This is a genomic window from Yoonia sp., from assembly GCF_017854415.1.
Taxonomy (GTDB): Bacteria; Pseudomonadota; Alphaproteobacteria; order Rhodobacterales; family Rhodobacteraceae; genus Yoonia.
The window spans coordinates 1-18,839 of the sequence record NZ_JAFMHR010000039.1; the positions used below are offsets into that span (position 1 = coordinate 1).

The following is an 18,839-nucleotide window of genomic DNA, read 5'->3' on the forward strand; positions in this document are numbered from 1 at the left end:
TCTAAGGCATGCGCCCGGGCTGGGATGCCGCACATGGCGTGCAGCACCCCGGATCACAGCAAGGGTTTAGCTTGCTGCAAACTTCATCAGCTTGATCGCCGAAAAGTCGCTGACAGCACCGCCAACACGCTTTGTCGCGTAAAACAGGACATGCGGCTTGGCAGAGAACGGATCGCGCAGCACACGCAGATCAGGGCGTTCGGCCACGGTGTAGCCCGCAGAAAAATCACCAAAAGCAATCGCCATCGCGCCGTCTTCGATATCTGGCATGTCTTCGGCGATCAGCACGCGGTAACCCATCAAACGCGCAGGTTCGCCCATTGCCAAACCGTCAACCCAGACAAAGCGCCCGTCATTGTCCTTAAGCTTGCGGATATGACCGGCTGTCTTTGAGTTCATTACAAAGGTCGCATTGGCGCGGTATTCCGCCCCCAGCGCATAGACCAAATCCACAATCGGATCAGCGCGGGTAATCCCGCCCGCTGTTTCAGAGGCCACATAACCCAGCGAACCCCACGTCCAGCTAGCATTGGGCGTCGTCGCATAGCTGAGCATCCCGGTCGGTTTGTCGATGCCGTCGCCATTGATAAACGCCATCGCCTCAGAGCGCGCGAATTTGTCCGCGATTCGGCCAGCCAGCCAACCTTCGATGTCAAACGCGCTGTCATCCAGCAAACGTTGCGAAGCCTTGGGCAATGCCGACAGTTCATGCAGGGAAATGCTGATACGCTCGATCTGAGGGGTCGCCGTTTCAGAGACTGTGCTGGTCTCGGTCGCCCAACCTGCGCCCATCTCAGAATGGTCCACCAGAACGTCATATGACGTCGCATCGACATTTACGACGGCTGCAATTGACCGGATAGAGGCGGTTGAGGACAGCGTGCTTTGGATCGTGTCAGCCGTCTGCGGATCAACCAGATAGCCACCGTCAGCTGCAATCGACGTCCCCAATGCTTTGCCTTCCATCTCCAATCCGCGCAGCCCGTCGTCATCGCCAGAACGCAGGTAAGCAGCAAAGGCTTTTTGATGCGGCGCATCCTGATGGGCGGTCTGTGCCAATGCAGTGCGTGCAGTGATCATAGTCTTTCGGTCCAGCTTGTTCATCCGGTCATCCTGTTTTTGAAGTTTGGCATTCACGCCGTGGGAAAAGTCTTTGAAGTCGCTCATGAAACCGGAAATTGCAGTGTTCAGTGCTTGGGCCGGGGACACATCTTCCCCGACCCGAGAATTGCTCTCAGTTTTGGTCATTGATCAGTCCTTTTGATCGTGGTTCGGGCGGGGCTAGTCCCGCGCCATCACTTGTCGCGCGCCCTCGAATGCAGCGGCCATTTCGCGCATTGCGGTGGCCGCAGGATCATCCCCCTTGGCCCCAACACGCGCATCGGGAAGCATTGGAAACGTAACCAATGACACCTCCCAAAGTTCCAGTTCCGCCAGCAGCCGCCCGCCATTGGTGTCTTTGCTGGCTTTGACCGTGCGGTAGCCAATGGACAGCCCATCAATCGCACGCGCCGCAATCAGGGACGCCGCCTCGCGGCCTTTGGCGACATCGGTTAACAGACGCCCCTTGACCCAAAGGCCCTTGTCGTCCTCGCGGACTTCGTCCCAAACGCCAATCGGCTGGGTCGGATCATGTTGCCACAACATCTTGACGCCGCGCCCCTTGGCTAGCGAGGCACCGTAAGCACCCCGTTGCACCGTATCGCCGCCTTGGTCAGCGGCCCCGAACAGCGACGCATAGCCACTGATCGTGGTGCCATCCGTGACGGTCACGTCGGTACCAAGTGTGCAGAACTTATGTTCCAAATTCATAGGGATCTCCCGCTCAGCGCTTTTACAATTTCGAAAATGAGTAGTCCGGCGCAGCCGCCCACAATGAGCCAAATCTGACGTTCCAAGCGCGTCACCATAAACTCGATCCGGCCCAACCGGACATCGACCTGCGCAAACCAGAAATGCGAAACCGGCGGCGGCTCTGAATGCTGCGATTTGCCCTGCATGTTGACGATTTTTCTATCCATCCCCAACCTCCAGCGCCGGCAAACCAAGCAGATTGCGTTTTTCGGCATCGGTCAGAAATGCAGCCTCTGACACGCGCCGCCATTGGGCATCACGCTCTGTCGACAAAGCTGGGATCTGATCCAGATCGGGCCGCAAAGCGACCTCTTCGTCCGCATAATCAGACAGCCAGACCGCGATCGAACTCAGCACCCGTGTGGCCAAAGGCAACACCGTCAGACGGTAAAATGCGCGGTTAGCCTCTTGATAATTGGCATATGTCGCATCACCCGGAATACCCAACATCATCGGCGGCACGCCAAAAGCAATCGCAATCTCGCGGGCTGCCGCCTCTTTGGTTTTCTGGAACTCCATATCAGAGGGTGAAAAGCCCATCGGCTTCCAATCCAGACCACCCTCTAGCAACATCGGACGACCCGCATTACGCGCGCCCTGATGCTGAGTTTCCATTTCCTCCAACAAGCGATCATATTGATCATTCGACAGCGACGATTGCCCGTCTGCCCCGCGATACACAATCGCACCAGACGGCCGTGCCGCGTTGTCCAGCAACGCCTTGGACCAGCGTGACGCCGCATTGTGTACATCAATCGCCGAAGCTGCGGCCTGCAGCGCCGAAAACCCGTAGTGATCATCTTGTGGATGAAAGCTTTTGATATGGCAAATCGGGCTTTGATCGTCGGTCATGGCAAAGCGATGCTTGCGCCCGCTGACCGCATATTCATAACCCACGGGCCTGCCGTCGGCACCAGGCACAACCGACATCCGGTCAGACCGCAACACATGCAACTCAAGCGGCAGACCTTCATCGCCCACGGCCTCCAGATAGCCATTGCCCGTCAACAACACCTGACCAAACAACGCCTCGAGCAGTTCCGCACGGCCCTGCCCCGCATTAGGACGCGCCAACAAGGCTTGCACCGGATGCGTGTCATAGCGACGGGTCCCGTCCTGTACGATAACGGGCATCGCAGCGGCCGCTTCGGCAATCATCTTGACGACGCGAAAACCGATCGGATTGCCGTTAAAACCAACCTTGGTCAACGACACGACATCACGCGGCGACCAAGCAACCCGACCCGCACCGGACATCGCCATCACACGCCCTGTCGCCGAGGCTTTGACCTCGGTGACAGGCGGGCTGGTGCGGTTCTTAAATCCAAACATTCAAAACTCCCTGAAGTGGTGGTCGGTTGTGACCATCTGCAGTTCTCGAAAACCAATTTGCCGCATAGGCATGAGGGTTTTGCTACTGCGGCGCGCGCACCCCTGCGCAACACCCTCAAAGACCACGTATCTTGGGGTTTTTCCATTTTGCGGCGGGTTCGATCATCAAATCTTGCAACGCCCAAACAAGCGCATCCACACGGTCGGGCGATCCTTTGCCCGCGAATCCAGATGCCGCCATCTGTGTCATCTGATCCTCTAGCGCTGCCAAACCGCGCACATGCGACACACGGCCCTGCTCATAAAGCGCCGCCACAGGTTCAGCCCGCGCGACCTTGCCTTTGCTGGCATGCACACACCGATACGACACCAGCGGATCAACCTGCCGCAAGACAGCCTCGACCATATCGCCACCCTGATTGACCTCTGCCACCAAACGGTCCGCGCCATGCCTGTGCATCGCGGCAATCGCAGCCTCTGCCCAAACGGTGGGGCGCGCGGCAGATACGGTCGCATCCTCCAACACAACCGCCCGCCAATTGTGCGGCGAACCTTTCATTGCGACGCCAACAACAACGATCCCGCATTCATCCGACCCCGCATGCGAAGTCCCGGGCGGATCAATTGCGACGACAATCCGGTCGCATGTCGGTGCCTCATCAATTTGCACAGCTGCCAAATCCGCAACCGTCCAAAGCGCGCCTTCAACATCTGACAACAAAACACCCTCTAGCTCTTGGCGACCCAAAGCGGTCCCGCCATAGCGCCCTTCGACCTCGGCCAGAAAACTATCCGCGAGATTGGCGCGGTTTGCTTGGGTGGCGGCATGGGTCATCACAGTCGTGGCGCGATCCAATAAATCACGCAGCATCGCCGTGCGGCGCGGCGTTGTCGTGACACAAGCTTGCGGGCAGTCACCCAAGCGCAGCCCGAATTGCAGCATATCCCACGCATCTTCGGCTTTGCGCCACTTGGCCAATTCGTCAGCCCAAATGGCATCAAACTGCGGACCACGCAGGCTCTCTGGATCATGGGCAGAGAATAACTGCGCGGTCGCCCCGTTGGGCCAAATCAACATGCGACGGGTCGCGATCCAGTTGGGACGGCGGTCAGGGGGGCAAACCGACATGATGCCGCTATCGCCAAAAACCATCACCTCGCGGGCTTGGTCCATTGTTTCGGCCACCAGCCCGACACGCGCAGCGCGCCCCGCTGCATGCGGCGTTGGCCCTTCGACGACCGCGCGCACCCATTCGGCCCCCGCGCGGGTTTTGCCTGCACCACGCCCTCCCAAAATGACCCAAGTGCGCCAGTCACCTTGCGGCGGCAGTTGATGCGGCAGCGCCCAGAAATCAAAAAGATAGGGCAATGCCGCAAGTTCATCACAGGTCAATTGCGCCAGAAACGCCGCTTGCGACGAGGCTGACGCGGATGCGATCAAGTTGGCGCCCGATGTCAGCACGGATCGCCGCAAAGTCGAGTGCATCGTCGTCGGCGTTTTTTCCCATTTTTGCATGAAAAGCGTCCTCGGCGGTCAACACCTTAAGGTGGGCCGCATGTAGTTGATTTAATGTTGTTAGAATTTCATTCGCGGACGGACCGGAATCTTGGTCCAAAGCATCTGACATTTGCCTTAGGACGTGACGAATGCGTTCTGAAAGATGATCAATTTCGGCCAGCCGCGTGGCTGCCATTGCTGCGTAGTCCGGCGCAGACGAGTGTTGTTCTGTCATGATAATCGGGCCTGCAAGGGTACTTCCGTTACAGTCGAGTACAGGTTTCACATCGTAAGAAACCTTGAATCTAGCTTAGCCAAACTACTGAATTTGCGCCGAAAAGTCAAATTCAGGCGCACGCGCCTGCGTGCTTGGATCACATCTTCTGTTAATACTTTGAACGATCAGCCGTCGTTCGCGCGGGCGGCTTCGATCTCGCGCCAGCGCGAGACGTTTCTGTTGTGATCATCCAGATTGGTCGCAAAAGCATGCCCACCCGTGCCGTCAGCCACAAAGAAAATATACTCTGTGGTGTCGGGATCCAGCGCGGCTTCAATCGCTGCCTTTCCGGGGTTGGCAATCGGTGTCGGTGGCAAAGCGGGGATGACATATGTGTTCCAAGGTGTCTCTCCGCGCAGCTCACTTTGGCGCAAACCGCGTCCCAAGATTCCTTCGCCTTGTGTAATGCCATAAATGACCGTCGGGTCTGTCTGAAGCCGCATGCCGCGGTTCAAACGGTTCACAAAAACGCTGGAAACCTGCCGGCGCTCGTCTGGAACACTGGTTTCTTTTTCAATGATGCTGGCCAGAATCAGCGCCTCTTCGGGTGATGCCAAAGGCAAGCCATCGGCGCGGGACTGCCAAGCATCGGCCAATATTTGTGACTGCAAAGCAGTCATCTGTGCCAAGATAGATGATACTTTGTCACCTTCGCTAATTTCATAATCACGCGGCGCAAGTGACCCTTCCGGCGGAGCCTCTGTGACGTCTGCCTCTAGGATATCAATTTCACCCAACGCATTGGCAATTTGCCAGCTGGTTGTGCCTTCGGCGATTACAACACGGTAAGATGGATCGTTTTGCGCGCGCATGGTCGTGTAGGTCTCTGGCGTATCGTCCTCGCCCAGTTGAAAACTGACCAATTCCACAAAGCGATTGGTTTCGGGATCAAGTTCGCGGACATCGACAATCGTGCGGTTGATTCCGACACGGTAGATGACTTCTGCGCCGCAGGTATTGCGGCCGCCGCGCGTGACGATATCAACGATAGCTTCCATTGATGCACGCTCTGGCACGCGAAATCGGCCGAACTTTACATCACCGGATTTGTCAGAATAATCAGCGCCCGTTTCAAAAATAAACGCCGACGAAATAGCGCCCTTCTCAATCAGATCATCACTGATCCGGCCGATACTGCCGCCGCGCGGTACTTCTAGACAGATCGCGGCCTCAAGCGGGCCTTCAGCGCTGTATTCGCGCGTGCCCCAAGCCACAGCCCCCGCCAGAAGAAACAAGGCGACGATCATAAAAGTCAGGCCGTTCGACGCGATATGACGCCACATTAGTCAACTTTCCCGAACACAACACTGGCATTCGTGCCACCAAAGCCAAACGAATTCGACAAGGCAATACTGATCTTTGTCGGACGTTTCGCATTAGCACATAGATCGACAACGGTCTCAACCGCGGGATTATCAAGATTGATCGTCGGAGGCGCCATCTGGTCACGGATCGCAAGGATCGAAAATATCGCCTCGATCGCGCCAGCAGCCCCCAAAAGGTGACCTGTTGCTGATTTGGTAGATGACATCACCAAAGATGACGCTGCATCACCTACCAAACGCTCGACCGCGCCCAGTTCGATGGTGTCAGCCATCGTGGACGTGCCATGCGCGTTCACATAGTTGATCTGGTTCGGCTCAATCCCTGCATTGCGACATGCAGCGCGCATCGCACGCTCGGCGCCTTCATGATCTGGGGGCGGGGCTGTGATGTGGTGCGCATCACCACTCAAACCATATCCTAGAACTTCTGCATAAATCTTGGCGCCACGGGCCTTTGCGTGCTCGTATTCTTCCAGCACAACGATCCCTGCACCTTCGCCCATGACGAAACCGTCGCGGTCTTTATCCCATGGACGGCTGGCAATAGTGGGGTCATCATTATGCTTTGTGCTCAATGCCTTACAGGCGTTGAAACCAGCAATGCCCAGTTCACAAATCGCGGCCTCTGCGCCGCCTGCGACCATAACATCTGCGTCGCCATACTGGATCAAACGCGATGCGTCTCCAATCGCATGTGCGCCAGTTGAACAGGCCGTCACAACAGAATGGTTCGGCCCGCGAAACCCGTAGCGGATCGATACCTGACCAGAAATTAAATTGATCAAAGCACCCGGTACAAAGAACGGCGACACACGCCGCGGGCCTTTTTCAGCCATCATCTGGGCGGTATTCGAAATCGAATTCAAACCACCAATACCGGACCCGATCAGAACGCCTGTGCGCTCTAGCGACTCGCGGTCTTCAGGCATCCACCCCGAATCTTCGACGGCTTGTTGTGCTGCGGCCATGCCAAACAGAATAAACGTATCAACTTTGCGCTGCTCTTTTGGCTCCATATAGGTGTCGGCATTGAATGTACCGTTGCTGCCGTCCCCCAAAGGGACTTCGCATGCGTACTGCGTGGTTAAGTTACTGGGATCAAACCCTGTGATCTTGCCCGCACCGGACTGACCCGCCAGGATACGCTCCCAAGTCGCTTCCACACCATCTGCAAGGGGCGTGACCAACCCCAAACCTGTAACAACCACACGACGCATAATCTGCCCTCACCTTGTTGGCGTATTTGAACGTATTGATACCCCAGCGGCATAGGCAGGGGCAAGGGCGGCAACGACCGATCCCGAAACATGCGCGGCAGTTTTCATCAATGATTAAGAAAAATGCGGTAGCTGCATGCATTGGGACAGGAAATGCGGAACAATGCGACACTTTAGTTTGATGATAGCATTGGCATTCGTTTTGCTTGGGTTCAGCCGTCCCGCACATGCGAATTGCATGATCATTGATCAATTGGATAAGCTCCATATCCTGCAAACTCGTTTGGCAAATAATCCAGACACGGCATTATTTAGAGTTGATATCAGACAATTGCGCACGATCAGCAGCACCATCAGCAACCGCAGCACACTCGAGGCGGTGACTGGAAACGCTATCATGGGAAAAGGCGCCAGCTTTGTCCGGTTTTTGCAAAACACACAGAACTTGCTACAAGGCAGTAGCCTTGATGATCCTTATTCGGTGCGATCGCATTTCACGAGGGCCGCGCGGCAAAACTTGCAAGACATCGGCGGATACCTGACTGATCTACGCTGTACCGACACGCAAATCGAGGTTGATCAAGCACGCGCTGCGGCAGCCCCCGCGCGCGGCAACAGTGACGCCGAAGACCTGGAGGAAGTCGCCGAAGCCATTCGCGAAGTTGTCCAAGAGGTGTTTCAATGGCGGACGCTGCTGATCGTGGCCATATTCGCAATCGTTATCAGTACTGCAGTTCCACTGATACAGCGCTGGCTTATTCTCCGCCTCAGGCGGGCAAAACGCCACAATACCAACTATGCCACTCAATATCGCTGGGAGGAACGGGCCATCAACGGTATGCTGATGGACATCAACTGCTACGGCACAAAACTGCGCCATGAAGCGGGCAATCCTTTGTCCAAAGGCAATGATGTGGACATCTGTCTCGAAGGTGATTGGATCAGTGGGACCATAATGTGGAGCAATGTCCACTACAGTGGTGTCAAATTCAGCGAGACCATTGATCTGACGCAAGTTCATGCAATTTGCATTGCCGAAGAAGGGAACTTTGAAACGCAAAACGGCGCCCCTAAGGACGCCGTTTCGTAAGTCGTGGGGGGCGTTTATTGCGCGCCGTCGATGAACTTTACGGCGTCGCCGAAAGTCTGGATTGTCTCTGCTGCATCATCCGGAATTTCGATCCCGAACTCTTCTTCGAAAGCCATAACCAGCTCGACTGTATCAAGGCTATCTGCACCAAGATCATCAATAAAGGACGCAGCTTCCGTCACTTTGTCTTCTTCTACACCAAGATGCTCTACAACAATCTTGCGTACGCGGTCTGCAACGTCGCTCATATCAATTCCTCACGTTTTTCTGGGCTTACACCCGTTGTTCCTAGGGCAAGTGCCCGCCTTTTGCGCCCCAACAGGGACGCGATCCTTTTCCGCACCAAGCAACGTTTTGACGTAGCGTCACATGGGCGAGTAGTAAATCTGCGTGGCCTATAACAGAGAAATCCACTTTGGCAAACGCTTTCGACCGACCATATCGGGCCAGCTTTCTACAACATGGCCATACCGCCGTTCACATGCAAGGTCGTACCGGTGATATATGCAGCCTCTGGGCTGGACAGGTAAAGCACGGCGGCCGCGATCTCGGCAGCTTCCCCCATTCGGCCCGCAGGGACTTGGGTCAAAATTGCAGCTTTTTGATCATCGGTCAGTTTTTCCGTCATCGCAGTTGTGATAAAACCGGGCGCAACGCAGTTGACGGTAATCCCGCGACTAGCAACCTCGTAGGCAATCGATTTCGACATACCCACCATGCCGGCCTTGGACGCGGCATAGTTCGCCTGCCCCGGATTTCCGGTCGCACCAACGATGGACGAAATATTCACAATGCGGCCCCAACGCGCTTTCATCATGCCGCGCATCACGCCCTTACACAGGCGCATCGTCGAGGTCAGATTGACTTCTAAGACCGAAGACCACTCATCATCAGACATGCGCATGAACAGATTGTCGCGGGTGATACCTGCGTTGTTGACCAGCACATCAACCGACCCCATCGCTTCAATCGCTTGCTTGGGCAGGGCAGTCACGGCCTCTGCGTCGCTCAGGTTGCACGGCAGGACATGGGCGCGTTCGCCCAATGACGCGGCCAATTCCTCGAGCGGCGCAACACGCGTTCCAGACAAGGCAACAGTCGCACCTGCATCATAAAGCGACTTCGCAATCGCGCCGCCAATACCACCAGATGCGCCTGTCACCAGCGCATTCTTCCCTGTCAAATCAAACATCTATCATTCCTTCTTTATCTATTCTTGCAACGCAGCAGCGACCGCTATAACATCTTCAGGTGTGCCAACAGCCGCAGTTGCGATCCCGCGATCTATTCGTTTGATCATCCCCGACAATGCCTTGCCTGCCCCGATTTCGTAAACCACGGTCACGCCCTTTGCGGCCATAAACATCACGCTTTCACGCCACCGCACGGACCCCGTGACCTGATCAACCAACAGCGACCTGATCATCGCAGGATCAACCACAGCGTCTGCCACAACATTGGCAACCAACGGTACGGTAGGCGCGTTTATCTCGACCTCAGCAAGCGCACGCGCCATGACTTCGGCGGCAGGTGCCATCAAGCTACAATGGAACGGTGCGCTGACTGGCAACAACAAAGCACGTTTTGCGCCCTTTGCCTTTGCAATATCAATCGCGCGCTCAACCGCCGCTTTATGCCCCGAAACAACAACCTGCGCCGGATCATTGTCATTTGCGGCTTGGCAAACTTCACCTTGCGCGGCCTCGGCTGCGACAGCTTGCACAGCCTCAAAATCAAGCCCCAGGATAGCTGCCATAGCACCAACACCAACAGGCACGGCCTCTTGCATCGCAGCGCCACGGGCGCGCAAAAGACGTGCCGTATCACCAATGCTCAGCGCGCCAGATGCGGCCAATGCAGAATATTCGCCCAAAGAATGACCCGCCACGAATGCGGCCATGTCGATTGTGACACCCTCTGCCTCAAGCGCACGCATCGCGGCCATTGACGTCGCCATCAACGCGGGCTGCGCATTCGCGGTCAGGGTTAGATCAGCAATGTCGCCATCCCAGATCAAACCGGACAAATCTTGCCCAAGGGCTGCGTCTACTTCATCAAAAACGGCCTTTGCCGCAGGATAGGCATCAGCAAGCGCCTTTCCCATTCCGATAGTCTGAGCCCCTTGTCCGGGAAAAACAAATGCGCGCATGGGACGCCCCTTTTTATATTTCTACTTCCCAAAGGCTTACCCTGCCCCGTTGTTCCGCACAAGCAATCGCAACAGTCGCAGTTTGTGCACAGCTTTGCCGCATCACCGCACAGACCCAAACCTGTGCTTACCCCTGCGCAAATGATACATGACAACCCAACAAGATCGGAGAACCCCATGTCAGCCACAACCACGACCTACGGCACCGTTACTAAAACCTTTCATTGGTTAACGGCCCTTTTGATTCTGACGATTGTGCCACTAGGCGCGATCGCCAACCGCCTCCCCTACGATACAAACGAACAACTCGCCTTCAAAGCGCAGCTTTTTTCTTTTCATAAGACACTGGGTGTCATTGTCTTTGCCGTCGCTTTGGCGCGAATCTTTTGGGCGCTGACCCAAACAAAACCTGCGGGGCTACATCCTGACCGCAAAGCTGAGACGTTCTTGGCCGATCTTGTGCATTGGCTGCTTTATATCTCATTGGTTGCCGTGCCTTTGACTGGTTGGATTCACCATGCGGCCACGTCAGGGTTTGCCCCTATCTGGCTGCCAATCAGCCAAAACCTGCCACTTGTGCCCAAAGACGAAGGCGTCGCCAAACTCTTTGCCGGTCTGCACTGGGCGTGGAGCAAAATCATGGTGGCCTCAATCTTGTTGCACGTCGCAGGCGCGCTGAAACACCAGTTCGTTGACAAAGACGCGACCCTGAAACGCATGTGGTTCGGCAAATCCGAGGCAAGCAACGCGCAGGCACATAAGGGCACCCGCACAGCACCAATGGCGGCATTTGCTGTCTACATTGTTGTGACCGCCATTGGTGCGATGGCCGGACTATACACAGCTAAATCAACAGCTTCCCAAGTGGAATTGGCACAGGTGTCGTCCGACTGGACCGTCACGGAAGGCGAAATCGCCCTGACAATCACCCAACTCGGCAGCCCCGTCACAGGTCGTTTCGCTGACTGGACAGCAGCAATTGCATTTGATGAAAACGCGACAGAGATTTTGGGTGATGTGGAAACAACAATCGCTATCGGATCGCTTAGCCTCGGGTCAGTGACCAGCCAAGCACTTGGCGCTGATTTTTTCAACGCGACGGGTTTTCCAACGGCGACATTCACCGCGCAGATCACCGCAGATGGTGACGCTTATCTGGCGGACGGGACACTGACGATCAAAGATATCAGCATGCCAGTGTCTCTGCCCTTCACGCTGACCTTGGATGGTGATGTGGCCCAAATGGTGGGGCAAGTGACGATTGACCGCCGCACATTTGCAGTCGGTGATAGCATGGGCGATGAAACCAACCTTGCCTTCGCGGTGGATATCGCGATTGACCTCACAGCCACACGCGGCGAATAAACGAAAAAGGGCCGCACCTGATTACAGGTGCGGCCCTTTTTTTTTCGAAAAGAGTGATGCCGATTATTCGGCGATCATCGCCTCGATCGAGATCATGATTGCAACTTCGTCGCTGACGAATGGTGCAAATGCACCAACTTCAAAGTCAGACCGCAGGATTGTTGTTGTCGCGTCGAAACCAGCCCAAGGCTTTTCAGCCATCGGGTGCATGCCAACCTGGTTCAGCGTCGCATCAAGAACAACAGCCTTTGTGATACCGTTCAGCGTCAGATCACCGGTGATCAGTGCTGTTGTTTCGCCCGTCACTTCGATGCCGGTTGATGAAAAAGATACCATTTCGTCGTCGGCAGCCGCGAAGAAATCACCGCTCATGAAATGCTCGAAACGGCCTTCCCAGCCAGTCAACATGCTGCGCACAGGGAATGATACGTTCACAGATGACGCAGCAGGGTCGGCTTGGTTAAAGGCGATTTCGCCATCAAAACCAGAGAACATGCCGTATGTGGTTGAATAACCAAGGTGATCGTATGTGAACACGATCTGGCTGTGGCTCGCGTCTAGGACATAGTTCTGGGATGTCGCAAATGCTGGGGTTGAAAGCGTTGCTGCTGCGATAGCTGCGGTTGCAAGGAAGGTTTTCATAAGATTCTCCATCGGTTAAGTTGTGCGTTCAGGATAGATATAGAAGTGGCAGAGACAGCAATTCTGCAAAATTGCACATAAACTGTTCGGCGACATGCAATGGAAATCACACGCACGACAGCAAAACAGTGTTTGGTGCCAAGTGGCTTCGTTTATTGGGGTATCAGCGCTTGCAACGACCCAAGTGCGCTGTATAAGGCCCCAACCTTCTGCAAAGTATATGAACTGCGCAGACTCTCGTGGATGGGACGTAGAAGGTGAACCGCCCATCCTTTGAAATGCGCTGATAAATGAACTGGAGTTCACATGCCGCTATATGAGCATGTTATGATTGCGCGTCAGGACTTGTCCAACACGCAAGCTGAAAGCCTTATCGAACATTTCGGGACCGTCCTTGCCGACAATGGTGGCAAGCTGCTGGAGAACGAATACTGGGGCGTCAAAACGATGGCCTACAAGATCAACAAAAACCGCAAGGGTCACTATGCCCTGCTGCGCACCGACGCACCTGCTCCTGCTATTCAGGAAATGGAACGCCTGATGCGTCTGCACGAAGACGTCATGCGTGTGCTGACCATCAAGGTCGACGCACATCAGGATGGCCCTTCGGTACAAATGCAAAAGCGCGAAGAACGTGGCGAACGCCGCGAACGTCGCTAATCGTTGATCTGAGAAAGGACATCAATCATGGCTACTAAACCATTTTTCCGTCGTCGTAAGTCCGATCCGTTCGAGGGCGATAACGCCCCTGCGATCGACTACAAAGACACTCGCCTTTTGCAGCGCTACGTATCCGAGCGCGGCAAAATCGTTCCCGCCCGTATCACCGCTGTTGGTGCCAAGAACCAGCGTGCTCTCGCTCGTGCGATCAAGCGCGCACGTTTTCTTGCCCTGCTGCCATATGCTGTAAAGTAAGGAAAACATCCCATGGATATCATTCTACTTGAGCGCGTCGCGAAGCTGGGTCAGATGGGCGAAGTTGTTTCCGTCAAAGACGGCTACGCACGCAACTACCTGCTGGCACAAGGCAAAGCACTGCGCGTAAACGCAGCGAACCTTGCCCGCTTTGAGGCCGAAAAAGCCCAGATGGAAGCACGCAACCTTGAGACCAAGCAAGAATCAGATGCTTTGGCTGAAAAGCTGAACGGTCAAAAGTTTATCGTGATCCGTTCTGCATCCGACGCTGGTTCGCTCTACGGTTCCGTCACAACACGTGACGCAGCCGAAGCCGCAACCGAAGCTGGTTTCACAGTCGACAAAAAGCAGGTTGTCCTGCTTGGCGCGATCAAAGAACTCGGCTTGCACGATGTAACTGTGAACCTGCACCCAGAAGTGTCGGCCACAATCACATTGAACGTCGCACGTTCCGTTGAAGAAGCCCAACTGCAAGAAGCCGGCAAATCCATCGCCGAGCTGGCAGCAGAAGAAGAAGCAGCCGCTGAATTCGAAATTCAAGAGCTCTTTGACGATATTGGTGCTGCTGCAAATGACGACGACGATCTGGCTTCTTCAGCTGGTGTTGAAGCAGAAGCAAAAGACGAAGATTAATCTGCTCTTTGCGTGACAGAATTTAGGCCGCTCCTGTTTGGGGCGGCCTTTTTCGTAGGCTTAATATTGCTGGCCAAACCATCCTTCGCGCCTAAACTGCGCTGACAGGGAGGGGCTTATTATGCCATACGAACCAACGGATGTTGTGACTTCAGAAGCTGAAATAAGAGTGCACGTGGATGGCATTCACGATGCCCAAAAACTGAAAGTCCTCGATCACATCGACACCCATTGTCAGGTCTGGATCCAACGCAGTCCCTTTATTGTCATATCCACGGTTGATCAACACGGCAATCTTGACGCCTCGCCCAAAGGCGATCCCGCTGGTTTCGTTAAGGTGGTCGATGCCCAAACCCTCGCGATCCCTGACCGTCCGGGCAATCATCGGTTTGACAGTTTTACGAACATCCTCGCGACGGGCAAGATTGGCATCATCTTTCTTGTTCCCAACCGAAACGAAGTCGTCCGCGTCAACGGTCATGCACAAATCGTGCGCGACCTGCCTTTGCGCGAAACCATGGCCATCAAAGGACGGATTCCGGAATTTGCAATTCTGGTGCGAGTCCAAGAGGCATTCTACCACTGCGGAAAGGCGATCATACGGTCCCAACTGTGGAAGCCCGAATTGGCGGCCTCAACACAGGGTTTGCCAACCTATGCAGAGGCTTTACACGCACAAGGTAAATGCGATCTTAGCTTTGCCGAGATCGATGCGCGATTGCGTCATAACGACAAGAACCGGCTTTACGACGAATAGGGGTAAGCCCTGCCCCAATGACAACGGTCATTGAGGCAGCATTTTTATCTGTCGAACGTTTCCAACTGTAGCTGCGCATTACAGAATTCACCGTCATACGTACCGATCCAGATATCGATACGCCCGTTCGCAGGGCGGGTCAGTACAATCTTCGGATCAAGATTGCCGTTGTCATCATCGTCATAATACCAGTTGGCAGAGGCCGTATTGATCAACAAAGCCGCGTCGCATTCACTGATGACGCGCACCTCAAGTTTGTAGCGGCTCATATCTGACAGCTGAAACGAGAAATCAGGGGCAGACGGGAAATATCCGGCGCCTGTATCTGTGCCAGGCTGAACGTTGCGACAGTTCCAAATATAGTTGCTGCCACCTGCGACGACGTCAAACCCCTGTGTCGCATAAAGCTGCTTACCGGATGCCTGGTAAGACGCTTGCGGCGCGAGGTTGAAATCTGGACAGGCCAGTGCTGCCGTCGTTGAAGCCACAAAAGTGGCAAATGCAAATGCTAGAGCGCGTAACATGATCTTTTTCCTTCAATTAACTCTTGTAGATAACCACTAAGAAATTATTGAAGCACGGCATTTTTTGGTCATATGCCTGTTTTTTTGGCGGCCTTGACAGGTATTTCGCGGAAAAACCGCGCCCCTTGACGAAAAAAGGCGCCCCAAACGGGACGCCTTCCTCAATTAGTCACGCTGGAATTTACTCTTCTTCGAGCTTTTCAACAGCCTTTTGCAGGTCTTCTTTGCTGACTTCTTTGTCCTTTACGGCAGCTGCTTCAAAGATGTGGTCAACGACCTTATCTTCGAACAACGGTGCCTGAAGCTGCTGACGGAACTGCGCGTTCTGCTGCACAAACTCAAAGAACTGACGCTCTTGACCCGGATACTGACGGGCTTGGTTCATGATCGCTTGGGTCATTTCCTGATCAGTCACCTTAACATCTGCCTTTTGGCCGATATCAGCCAACAACAAGCCCAACTTCACGCGGCGCTCTGCCAGTTCGTTGTGCTCTTTTGTTGGTGTGATTTCTGGGTGATCGTGACCTTCAACCTCTGGGTTGTCCTCATGCCACAGCTGGTGGGCAATCTGGCCAGCTTCGGCTTCAACCAATGACGCTGGCAGATCGAACTTTACGTTTTTGTCCAGCGCATCAAGCAAAGCACGCTTTGCAATCGCGCGTGACGCACCAGAATACTCGGCTTCAAGACGTTCTGTGATTTGTGTTTTCAGACCTTCAAGATCTTCTGCACCAAATTTCTTTGCCAATTCATCATCAAGTGCTGGCTTCTTGGCGCCATTCACAGATTTGATTTTGCAAGAGAACACAGCAACCTTACCAGCAAGGTTTTCGGCCTGATAATCTGCAGGGAATGTCACTTCGACGTCCTTTTCGTCGCCAGCTTTAACCTTCAACAGGCCATCTTCGAAACCCGGAATGAAAGAGTTGGAACCGATAACCAGCGGATAGTCCTCGGCAGCGCCACCTTCAAAAGGCTCACCGTCGACTTTACCCACAAAATCCAAAACGACTTGGTCGTCTTTCTTTGCTTGGGTCTTTTTCGGCTCGTAAGTCACCGCCTGCGGGCTCTCGGCCAAGCTATCAAGCGCTTCTTTTACAGAATCAGCATCGGCCTTAACGACCATACGCTCAAGCTTGATTTTGCTGAAATCAACTTCTTCGATCGTCGGGAGCTTCTCGTAAGAGACGTCAACGTTTACGTCGTCGCCCTCTTTCCAGTTCTCGTCGGTCATCTTCATTTCAGGCTGGGCCGCCGGGCGGTCGCCTGTTGATTCCAGATGCGATGAAAGCGCGCCATCGATAGCTTCTTGCATGCTTTCGCCCATCAGACGCTGGCCATACTGCTTACGCAGCAACGCCATAGGCACTTTGCCCTTACGGAAGCCCTTCATTTCAATGGTTGGCTGCGCTTCTTTAAGCTTCTCAACAACCTTGGCGTCCAGTTCGGCGGCCGTCACGGTGATCGCGTATCCGCGCTTGAGGCCTTCGTTCAGGGTCTCGGTGACCTGCATGTGCTGTCCTTCTTTTACAAACTTGGTGCGGGTGAAGGGACTCGAACCCCCACGCCTCGCGGCGCCAGAACCTAAATCTGGTGCGTCTACCAATTCCGCCACACCCGCATGATCAAAATGGGGCAGGTTTTTATGGCCTACCCCATGGTTGCGCGCTGTCTAGCAAAGGACTGCAGGGGATGCGAGAGGAAAAATCACATCCAGCCACCTAGTTTCAAATGAGCAGTGATTGGACGCGATAGAAGTGGCATTTTCAGAGTGAATCGCCACTTAGATCAAGACGGGAACGCCTGACTGCGCAGTACAACGATGAAGGGTGCAAATGACCCCACCCAAGGATAGTGCAACGAAAGTTCACATAACGCACTAAAACAGATCAACATGCCTAAAATTTAATCACAACACGGAATTTCGGCAATCCCTGCCCAGTGCAGCATCCCCGTTGAATTGTTCATACGCTGCAGAAATGATCTGACCACAGTCGAAACACACAAGGGGGAGTCGCAACCGATGAAGAAAATCGAAGCGATCATTAAGCCGTTCAAACTCGATGAAGTGAAAGAAGCACTACAAGAGGTTGGCGTTCAAGGTCTGTCCGTCGTCGAAGTCAAAGGCTTTGGCCGTCAAAAAGGACACACGGAACTTTACCGTGGGGCCGAATATGTCGTCGACTTCCTGCCCAAAGTGAAGATCGAGGTCGTTCTTGCGGATGATCAGGTCGACGGCGCAATCGAAGCGATCATTGGCGCCGCAAAAACCGACAAAATCGGCGACGGCAAAATCTTTGTATCGTCCGTCGAGCAAGCAATACGTATTCGTACCGGCGAAACTGGTGACGAAGCACTCTAATACCCGCGCGGGCAACTGCGCAGTTCCAAACCAAACCATACGTGAGAAAGGTAATCCCTCATGAACAATAAAGACGTTGTGAAGCTGATCAAAGACGAGGAAGCCGACTATGTCGACATCCGGTTCACCGACCCGCGCGGCAAGTTGCAGCACGTAACAATCGTGGCCGATCTGGTCGACGAGGACTTTCTTGAAGAAGGTTTTATGTTTGATGGCTCATCCATCGCCGGTTGGAAATCTATTGATCAATCCGACATGAAACTGATGCCACAGTCCGAAACAGCCTACGTCGATCCGTTCTATGCGGAGAAAACGATCTGCATCAACTGTAACATCGTCGAACCCGACACAATGGAACCCTACAGCCGTGACCCACGTGGCACAGCCGTAAAAGCCGAAGAATACCTCAAGTCCACCGGCATCGGTGACACAGCGTATTTCGGCCCAGAAGCTGAATTCTTCGTCTTCGACGACGTGCGTTTTCAGGTTTCTATGAACAAAGTGTCCTTTGAAGTCGATGCACTCGACGGTGCATGGAACACAGATACCGAATACGAGATGGGCAACACTGGCCACCGTCCGGGCATCAAAGGCGGCTACTTCCCTGTGAACCCAATCGACGACGCACAAGAAATGCGCTCCGAGATGCTGTCCACTATGAAGCGCATGGGCATGAAGGTCGACAAGCACCACCACGAAGTGGCGTCCTGCCAGCACGAGCTGGGCATGATCTTTGGCACCTTGACCCACCAAGCGGACGAACAGCAAAAGTACAAGTACGTTGTCCACAACGTGGCCCAAGCCTACGGCAAGTCGGCAACATTCATGCCAAAGCCAATCGCAGGCGACAACGGCACCGGTATGCACGTGAACATGTCGATCTTCAAAGACGGCAAGCC

General features: G+C 54.3%; 22 protein-coding genes and 1 tRNA gene. 8 read left to right on the plus strand and 15 right to left on the minus strand.

The genetic code is table 11. The features are described 5' to 3' along the window. Positions 1-66: 66 nt before the first annotated feature. The 8 genes from QZ197_RS06370 to fabF form a co-directional block, all read right to left on the minus strand. Positions 67-1,248 (minus strand): phage major capsid protein, encoded by a 1,182-nt coding sequence (locus QZ197_RS06370; RefSeq protein WP_272146543.1) that lies wholly within the window; start codon positions 1,246-1,248, stop codon positions 67-69. A gap of 33 nt (positions 1,249-1,281) precedes the next feature. Next, positions 1,282-1,812: an HK97 family phage prohead protease gene (locus QZ197_RS06375; RefSeq protein WP_272146544.1), complete on the minus strand. Its 531-nt coding sequence runs from the start codon at positions 1,810-1,812 to the stop codon at positions 1,282-1,284. Then, positions 1,809-2,021 carry a hypothetical protein gene (locus QZ197_RS06380; RefSeq protein WP_272146545.1) on the minus strand — a complete coding sequence of 71 codons (213 nt, stop codon included), beginning with the start codon at positions 2,019-2,021 and terminating at the stop codon, positions 1,809-1,811. Before QZ197_RS06380 ends, QZ197_RS06375 begins: the two co-directional genes overlap by 4 nt. After that, positions 2,014-3,186: a phage portal protein gene (locus QZ197_RS06385; RefSeq protein WP_296431045.1), complete on the minus strand. Its 1,173-nt coding sequence runs from the start codon at positions 3,184-3,186 to the stop codon at positions 2,014-2,016. Before QZ197_RS06385 ends, QZ197_RS06380 begins: the two co-directional genes overlap by 8 nt. A gap of 115 nt (positions 3,187-3,301) precedes the next feature. Continuing rightward, complete coding sequence (locus tag QZ197_RS06390) at positions 3,302-4,672, minus strand: terminase family protein (RefSeq protein ID WP_296431066.1); 1,371 nt, start codon at positions 4,670-4,672, stop codon at positions 3,302-3,304. Continuing rightward, positions 4,569-4,919: a hypothetical protein gene (locus tag QZ197_RS06395; RefSeq protein WP_296431046.1), complete on the minus strand. Its 351-nt coding sequence runs from the start codon at positions 4,917-4,919 to the stop codon at positions 4,569-4,571. The genes QZ197_RS06390 and QZ197_RS06395 overlap by 104 nt, the downstream gene beginning before the upstream one ends. 167 nt (positions 4,920-5,086) lie before the next feature. After that, the gene (gene mltG, locus QZ197_RS06400; RefSeq protein WP_296431047.1) at positions 5,087-6,244 is read right to left on the minus strand and encodes an endolytic transglycosylase MltG; all 1,158 of its coding nucleotides are present in this window, start codon (positions 6,242-6,244) and stop codon (positions 5,087-5,089) included. Continuing rightward, entirely contained in the window at positions 6,244-7,503 is a 1,260-nt protein-coding gene (gene fabF / locus QZ197_RS06405; RefSeq protein WP_272146631.1) for a beta-ketoacyl-ACP synthase II, read from the minus strand. The genes mltG and fabF overlap by 1 nt, the downstream gene beginning before the upstream one ends. Positions 7,504-7,666: 163 nt before the next feature. On the opposite strand from fabF, the gene QZ197_RS06410 reads away from it, so the two are divergent. Further along, on the plus strand, positions 7,667-8,593 hold the full coding sequence (locus tag QZ197_RS06410; protein ID WP_296431048.1) for a hypothetical protein: 927 nt from the start codon (positions 7,667-7,669) through the stop codon (positions 8,591-8,593). Positions 8,594-8,607: 14 nt separating this feature from the next. On the opposite strand, the gene QZ197_RS06415 is transcribed toward QZ197_RS06410, so the two are convergent. The 3 genes from QZ197_RS06415 to fabD all read right to left on the minus strand — a co-directional run bounded on the left by QZ197_RS06415 (position 8,608) and on the right by fabD (position 10,742). Next, the gene (locus QZ197_RS06415) at positions 8,608-8,841 is read right to left on the minus strand and encodes an acyl carrier protein (RefSeq protein WP_272146625.1); all 234 of its coding nucleotides are present in this window, start codon (positions 8,839-8,841) and stop codon (positions 8,608-8,610) included. A 206-nt stretch (positions 8,842-9,047) separates the two neighbouring features. Then, positions 9,048-9,785, minus strand: coding sequence for a 3-oxoacyl-ACP reductase FabG (gene fabG / locus QZ197_RS06420; RefSeq protein WP_296431049.1), 738 nt, complete (start codon positions 9,783-9,785; stop codon positions 9,048-9,050). Positions 9,786-9,803: 18 nt separating this feature from the next. Next, positions 9,804-10,742 carry an ACP S-malonyltransferase gene (gene fabD / locus QZ197_RS06425; RefSeq protein WP_296431050.1) on the minus strand — a complete coding sequence of 313 codons (939 nt, stop codon included), beginning with the start codon at positions 10,740-10,742 and terminating at the stop codon, positions 9,804-9,806. A 177-nt stretch (positions 10,743-10,919) separates the two neighbouring features. Between fabD and QZ197_RS06430 the strand changes: the two genes are divergently transcribed. Beyond that, positions 10,920-12,107, plus strand: a complete 1,188-nt coding sequence (locus QZ197_RS06430) for a cytochrome b/b6 domain-containing protein (protein WP_296431051.1) — start codon at positions 10,920-10,922, stop codon at positions 12,105-12,107. Positions 12,108-12,170: 63 nt separating this feature from the next. Here the strand turns inward: QZ197_RS06430 and QZ197_RS06435 are convergent, their stop codons facing one another. Then, positions 12,171-12,749 (minus strand): YceI family protein, encoded by a 579-nt coding sequence (locus QZ197_RS06435; protein WP_296431052.1) that lies wholly within the window; start codon positions 12,747-12,749, stop codon positions 12,171-12,173. Between the two features lie 306 nt (positions 12,750-13,055). Between QZ197_RS06435 and rpsF the strand changes: the two genes are divergently transcribed. The 4 genes from rpsF to QZ197_RS06455 all read left to right on the plus strand — a co-directional run bounded on the left by rpsF (position 13,056) and on the right by QZ197_RS06455 (position 15,054). Continuing rightward, complete coding sequence (gene rpsF / locus QZ197_RS06440) at positions 13,056-13,409, plus strand: 30S ribosomal protein S6 (RefSeq protein WP_296431053.1); 354 nt, start codon at positions 13,056-13,058, stop codon at positions 13,407-13,409. 27 nt (positions 13,410-13,436) lie between these two features. Further along, positions 13,437-13,664 (plus strand): 30S ribosomal protein S18, encoded by a 228-nt coding sequence (gene rpsR, locus QZ197_RS06445; RefSeq protein ID WP_296431055.1) that lies wholly within the window; start codon positions 13,437-13,439, stop codon positions 13,662-13,664. A 12-nt stretch (positions 13,665-13,676) separates the two neighbouring features. After that, positions 13,677-14,297: a 50S ribosomal protein L9 gene (rplI, locus tag QZ197_RS06450; RefSeq protein WP_296431056.1), complete on the plus strand. Its 621-nt coding sequence runs from the start codon at positions 13,677-13,679 to the stop codon at positions 14,295-14,297. Between the two features lie 121 nt (positions 14,298-14,418). After that, on the plus strand, positions 14,419-15,054 hold the full coding sequence (locus tag QZ197_RS06455) for an MSMEG_1061 family FMN-dependent PPOX-type flavoprotein (protein WP_296431057.1): 636 nt from the start codon (positions 14,419-14,421) through the stop codon (positions 15,052-15,054). Positions 15,055-15,098: 44 nt separating this feature from the next. Here the strand turns inward: QZ197_RS06455 and QZ197_RS06460 are convergent, their stop codons facing one another. The 3 genes from QZ197_RS06460 to QZ197_RS06470 all read right to left on the minus strand — a co-directional run bounded on the left by QZ197_RS06460 (position 15,099) and on the right by QZ197_RS06470 (position 17,199). Further along, complete coding sequence (locus QZ197_RS06460) at positions 15,099-15,578, minus strand: hypothetical protein (protein WP_296431058.1); 480 nt, start codon at positions 15,576-15,578, stop codon at positions 15,099-15,101. Positions 15,579-15,759: 181 nt separating this feature from the next. Further along, complete coding sequence (gene tig, locus QZ197_RS06465; protein ID WP_296431059.1) at positions 15,760-17,091, minus strand: trigger factor; 1,332 nt, start codon at positions 17,089-17,091, stop codon at positions 15,760-15,762. A 23-nt stretch (positions 17,092-17,114) separates the two neighbouring features. Further along, positions 17,115-17,199: transfer RNA gene (locus QZ197_RS06470), tRNA-Leu, on the minus strand. Positions 17,200-17,601: 402 nt separating this feature from the next. Here QZ197_RS06470 and QZ197_RS06475 point away from each other — a divergent pair. Both QZ197_RS06475 and QZ197_RS06480 read left to right on the plus strand, forming a co-directional pair. Next, entirely contained in the window at positions 17,602-17,940 is a 339-nt protein-coding gene (locus QZ197_RS06475; protein ID WP_296431061.1) for a P-II family nitrogen regulator, read from the plus strand. Between the two features lie 60 nt (positions 17,941-18,000). Next, positions 18,001-18,839: glutamine synthetase beta-grasp domain-containing protein (locus QZ197_RS06480; RefSeq protein ID WP_296431062.1), on the plus strand; the 839-nt coding region annotated here is incomplete at its 3' end.

Excerpts from the sequence above, each read along its gene's own strand:
- QZ197_RS06370 (WP_272146543.1), bottom strand. The coding sequence starts at position 1,248 with ATGACCAAAACTGAGAGCAATTCTCGGGTCGGGGAAGATGTGTCCCCG.
- QZ197_RS06375 (WP_272146544.1), bottom strand. The coding sequence starts at position 1,812 with ATGAATTTGGAACATAAGTTCTGCACACTTGGTACCGACGTGACCGTC.
- QZ197_RS06380 (WP_272146545.1), bottom strand. The coding sequence starts at position 2,021 with ATGGATAGAAAAATCGTCAACATGCAGGGCAAATCGCAGCATTCAGAG.
- QZ197_RS06385 (WP_296431045.1), bottom strand. The coding sequence starts at position 3,186 with ATGTTTGGATTTAAGAACCGCACCAGCCCGCCTGTCACCGAGGTCAAA.
- QZ197_RS06390 (WP_296431066.1), bottom strand. The coding sequence starts at position 4,672 with ATGCACTCGACTTTGCGGCGATCCGTGCTGACATCGGGCGCCAACTTG.
- QZ197_RS06395 (WP_296431046.1), bottom strand. The coding sequence starts at position 4,919 with ATGACAGAACAACACTCGTCTGCGCCGGACTACGCAGCAATGGCAGCC.
- mltG (WP_296431047.1), bottom strand. The coding sequence starts at position 6,244 with ATGTGGCGTCATATCGCGTCGAACGGCCTGACTTTTATGATCGTCGCC.
- fabF (WP_272146631.1), bottom strand. The coding sequence starts at position 7,503 with ATGCGTCGTGTGGTTGTTACAGGTTTGGGGTTGGTCACGCCCCTTGCA.
- QZ197_RS06410 (WP_296431048.1), top strand. The coding sequence starts at position 7,667 with ATGCGACACTTTAGTTTGATGATAGCATTGGCATTCGTTTTGCTTGGG.
- QZ197_RS06415 (WP_272146625.1), bottom strand. The coding sequence starts at position 8,841 with ATGAGCGACGTTGCAGACCGCGTACGCAAGATTGTTGTAGAGCATCTT.
- fabG (WP_296431049.1), bottom strand. The coding sequence starts at position 9,785 with ATGTTTGATTTGACAGGGAAGAATGCGCTGGTGACAGGCGCATCTGGT.
- fabD (WP_296431050.1), bottom strand. The coding sequence starts at position 10,742 with ATGCGCGCATTTGTTTTTCCCGGACAAGGGGCTCAGACTATCGGAATG.
- QZ197_RS06430 (WP_296431051.1), top strand. The coding sequence starts at position 10,920 with ATGTCAGCCACAACCACGACCTACGGCACCGTTACTAAAACCTTTCAT.
- QZ197_RS06435 (WP_296431052.1), bottom strand. The coding sequence starts at position 12,749 with ATGAAAACCTTCCTTGCAACCGCAGCTATCGCAGCAGCAACGCTTTCA.
- rpsF (WP_296431053.1), top strand. The coding sequence starts at position 13,056 with ATGCCGCTATATGAGCATGTTATGATTGCGCGTCAGGACTTGTCCAAC.
- rpsR (WP_296431055.1), top strand. The coding sequence starts at position 13,437 with ATGGCTACTAAACCATTTTTCCGTCGTCGTAAGTCCGATCCGTTCGAG.
- rplI (WP_296431056.1), top strand. The coding sequence starts at position 13,677 with ATGGATATCATTCTACTTGAGCGCGTCGCGAAGCTGGGTCAGATGGGC.
- QZ197_RS06455 (WP_296431057.1), top strand. The coding sequence starts at position 14,419 with ATGCCATACGAACCAACGGATGTTGTGACTTCAGAAGCTGAAATAAGA.
- QZ197_RS06460 (WP_296431058.1), bottom strand. The coding sequence starts at position 15,578 with ATGTTACGCGCTCTAGCATTTGCATTTGCCACTTTTGTGGCTTCAACG.
- tig (WP_296431059.1), bottom strand. The coding sequence starts at position 17,091 with ATGCAGGTCACCGAGACCCTGAACGAAGGCCTCAAGCGCGGATACGCG.
- QZ197_RS06475 (WP_296431061.1), top strand. The coding sequence starts at position 17,602 with ATGAAGAAAATCGAAGCGATCATTAAGCCGTTCAAACTCGATGAAGTG.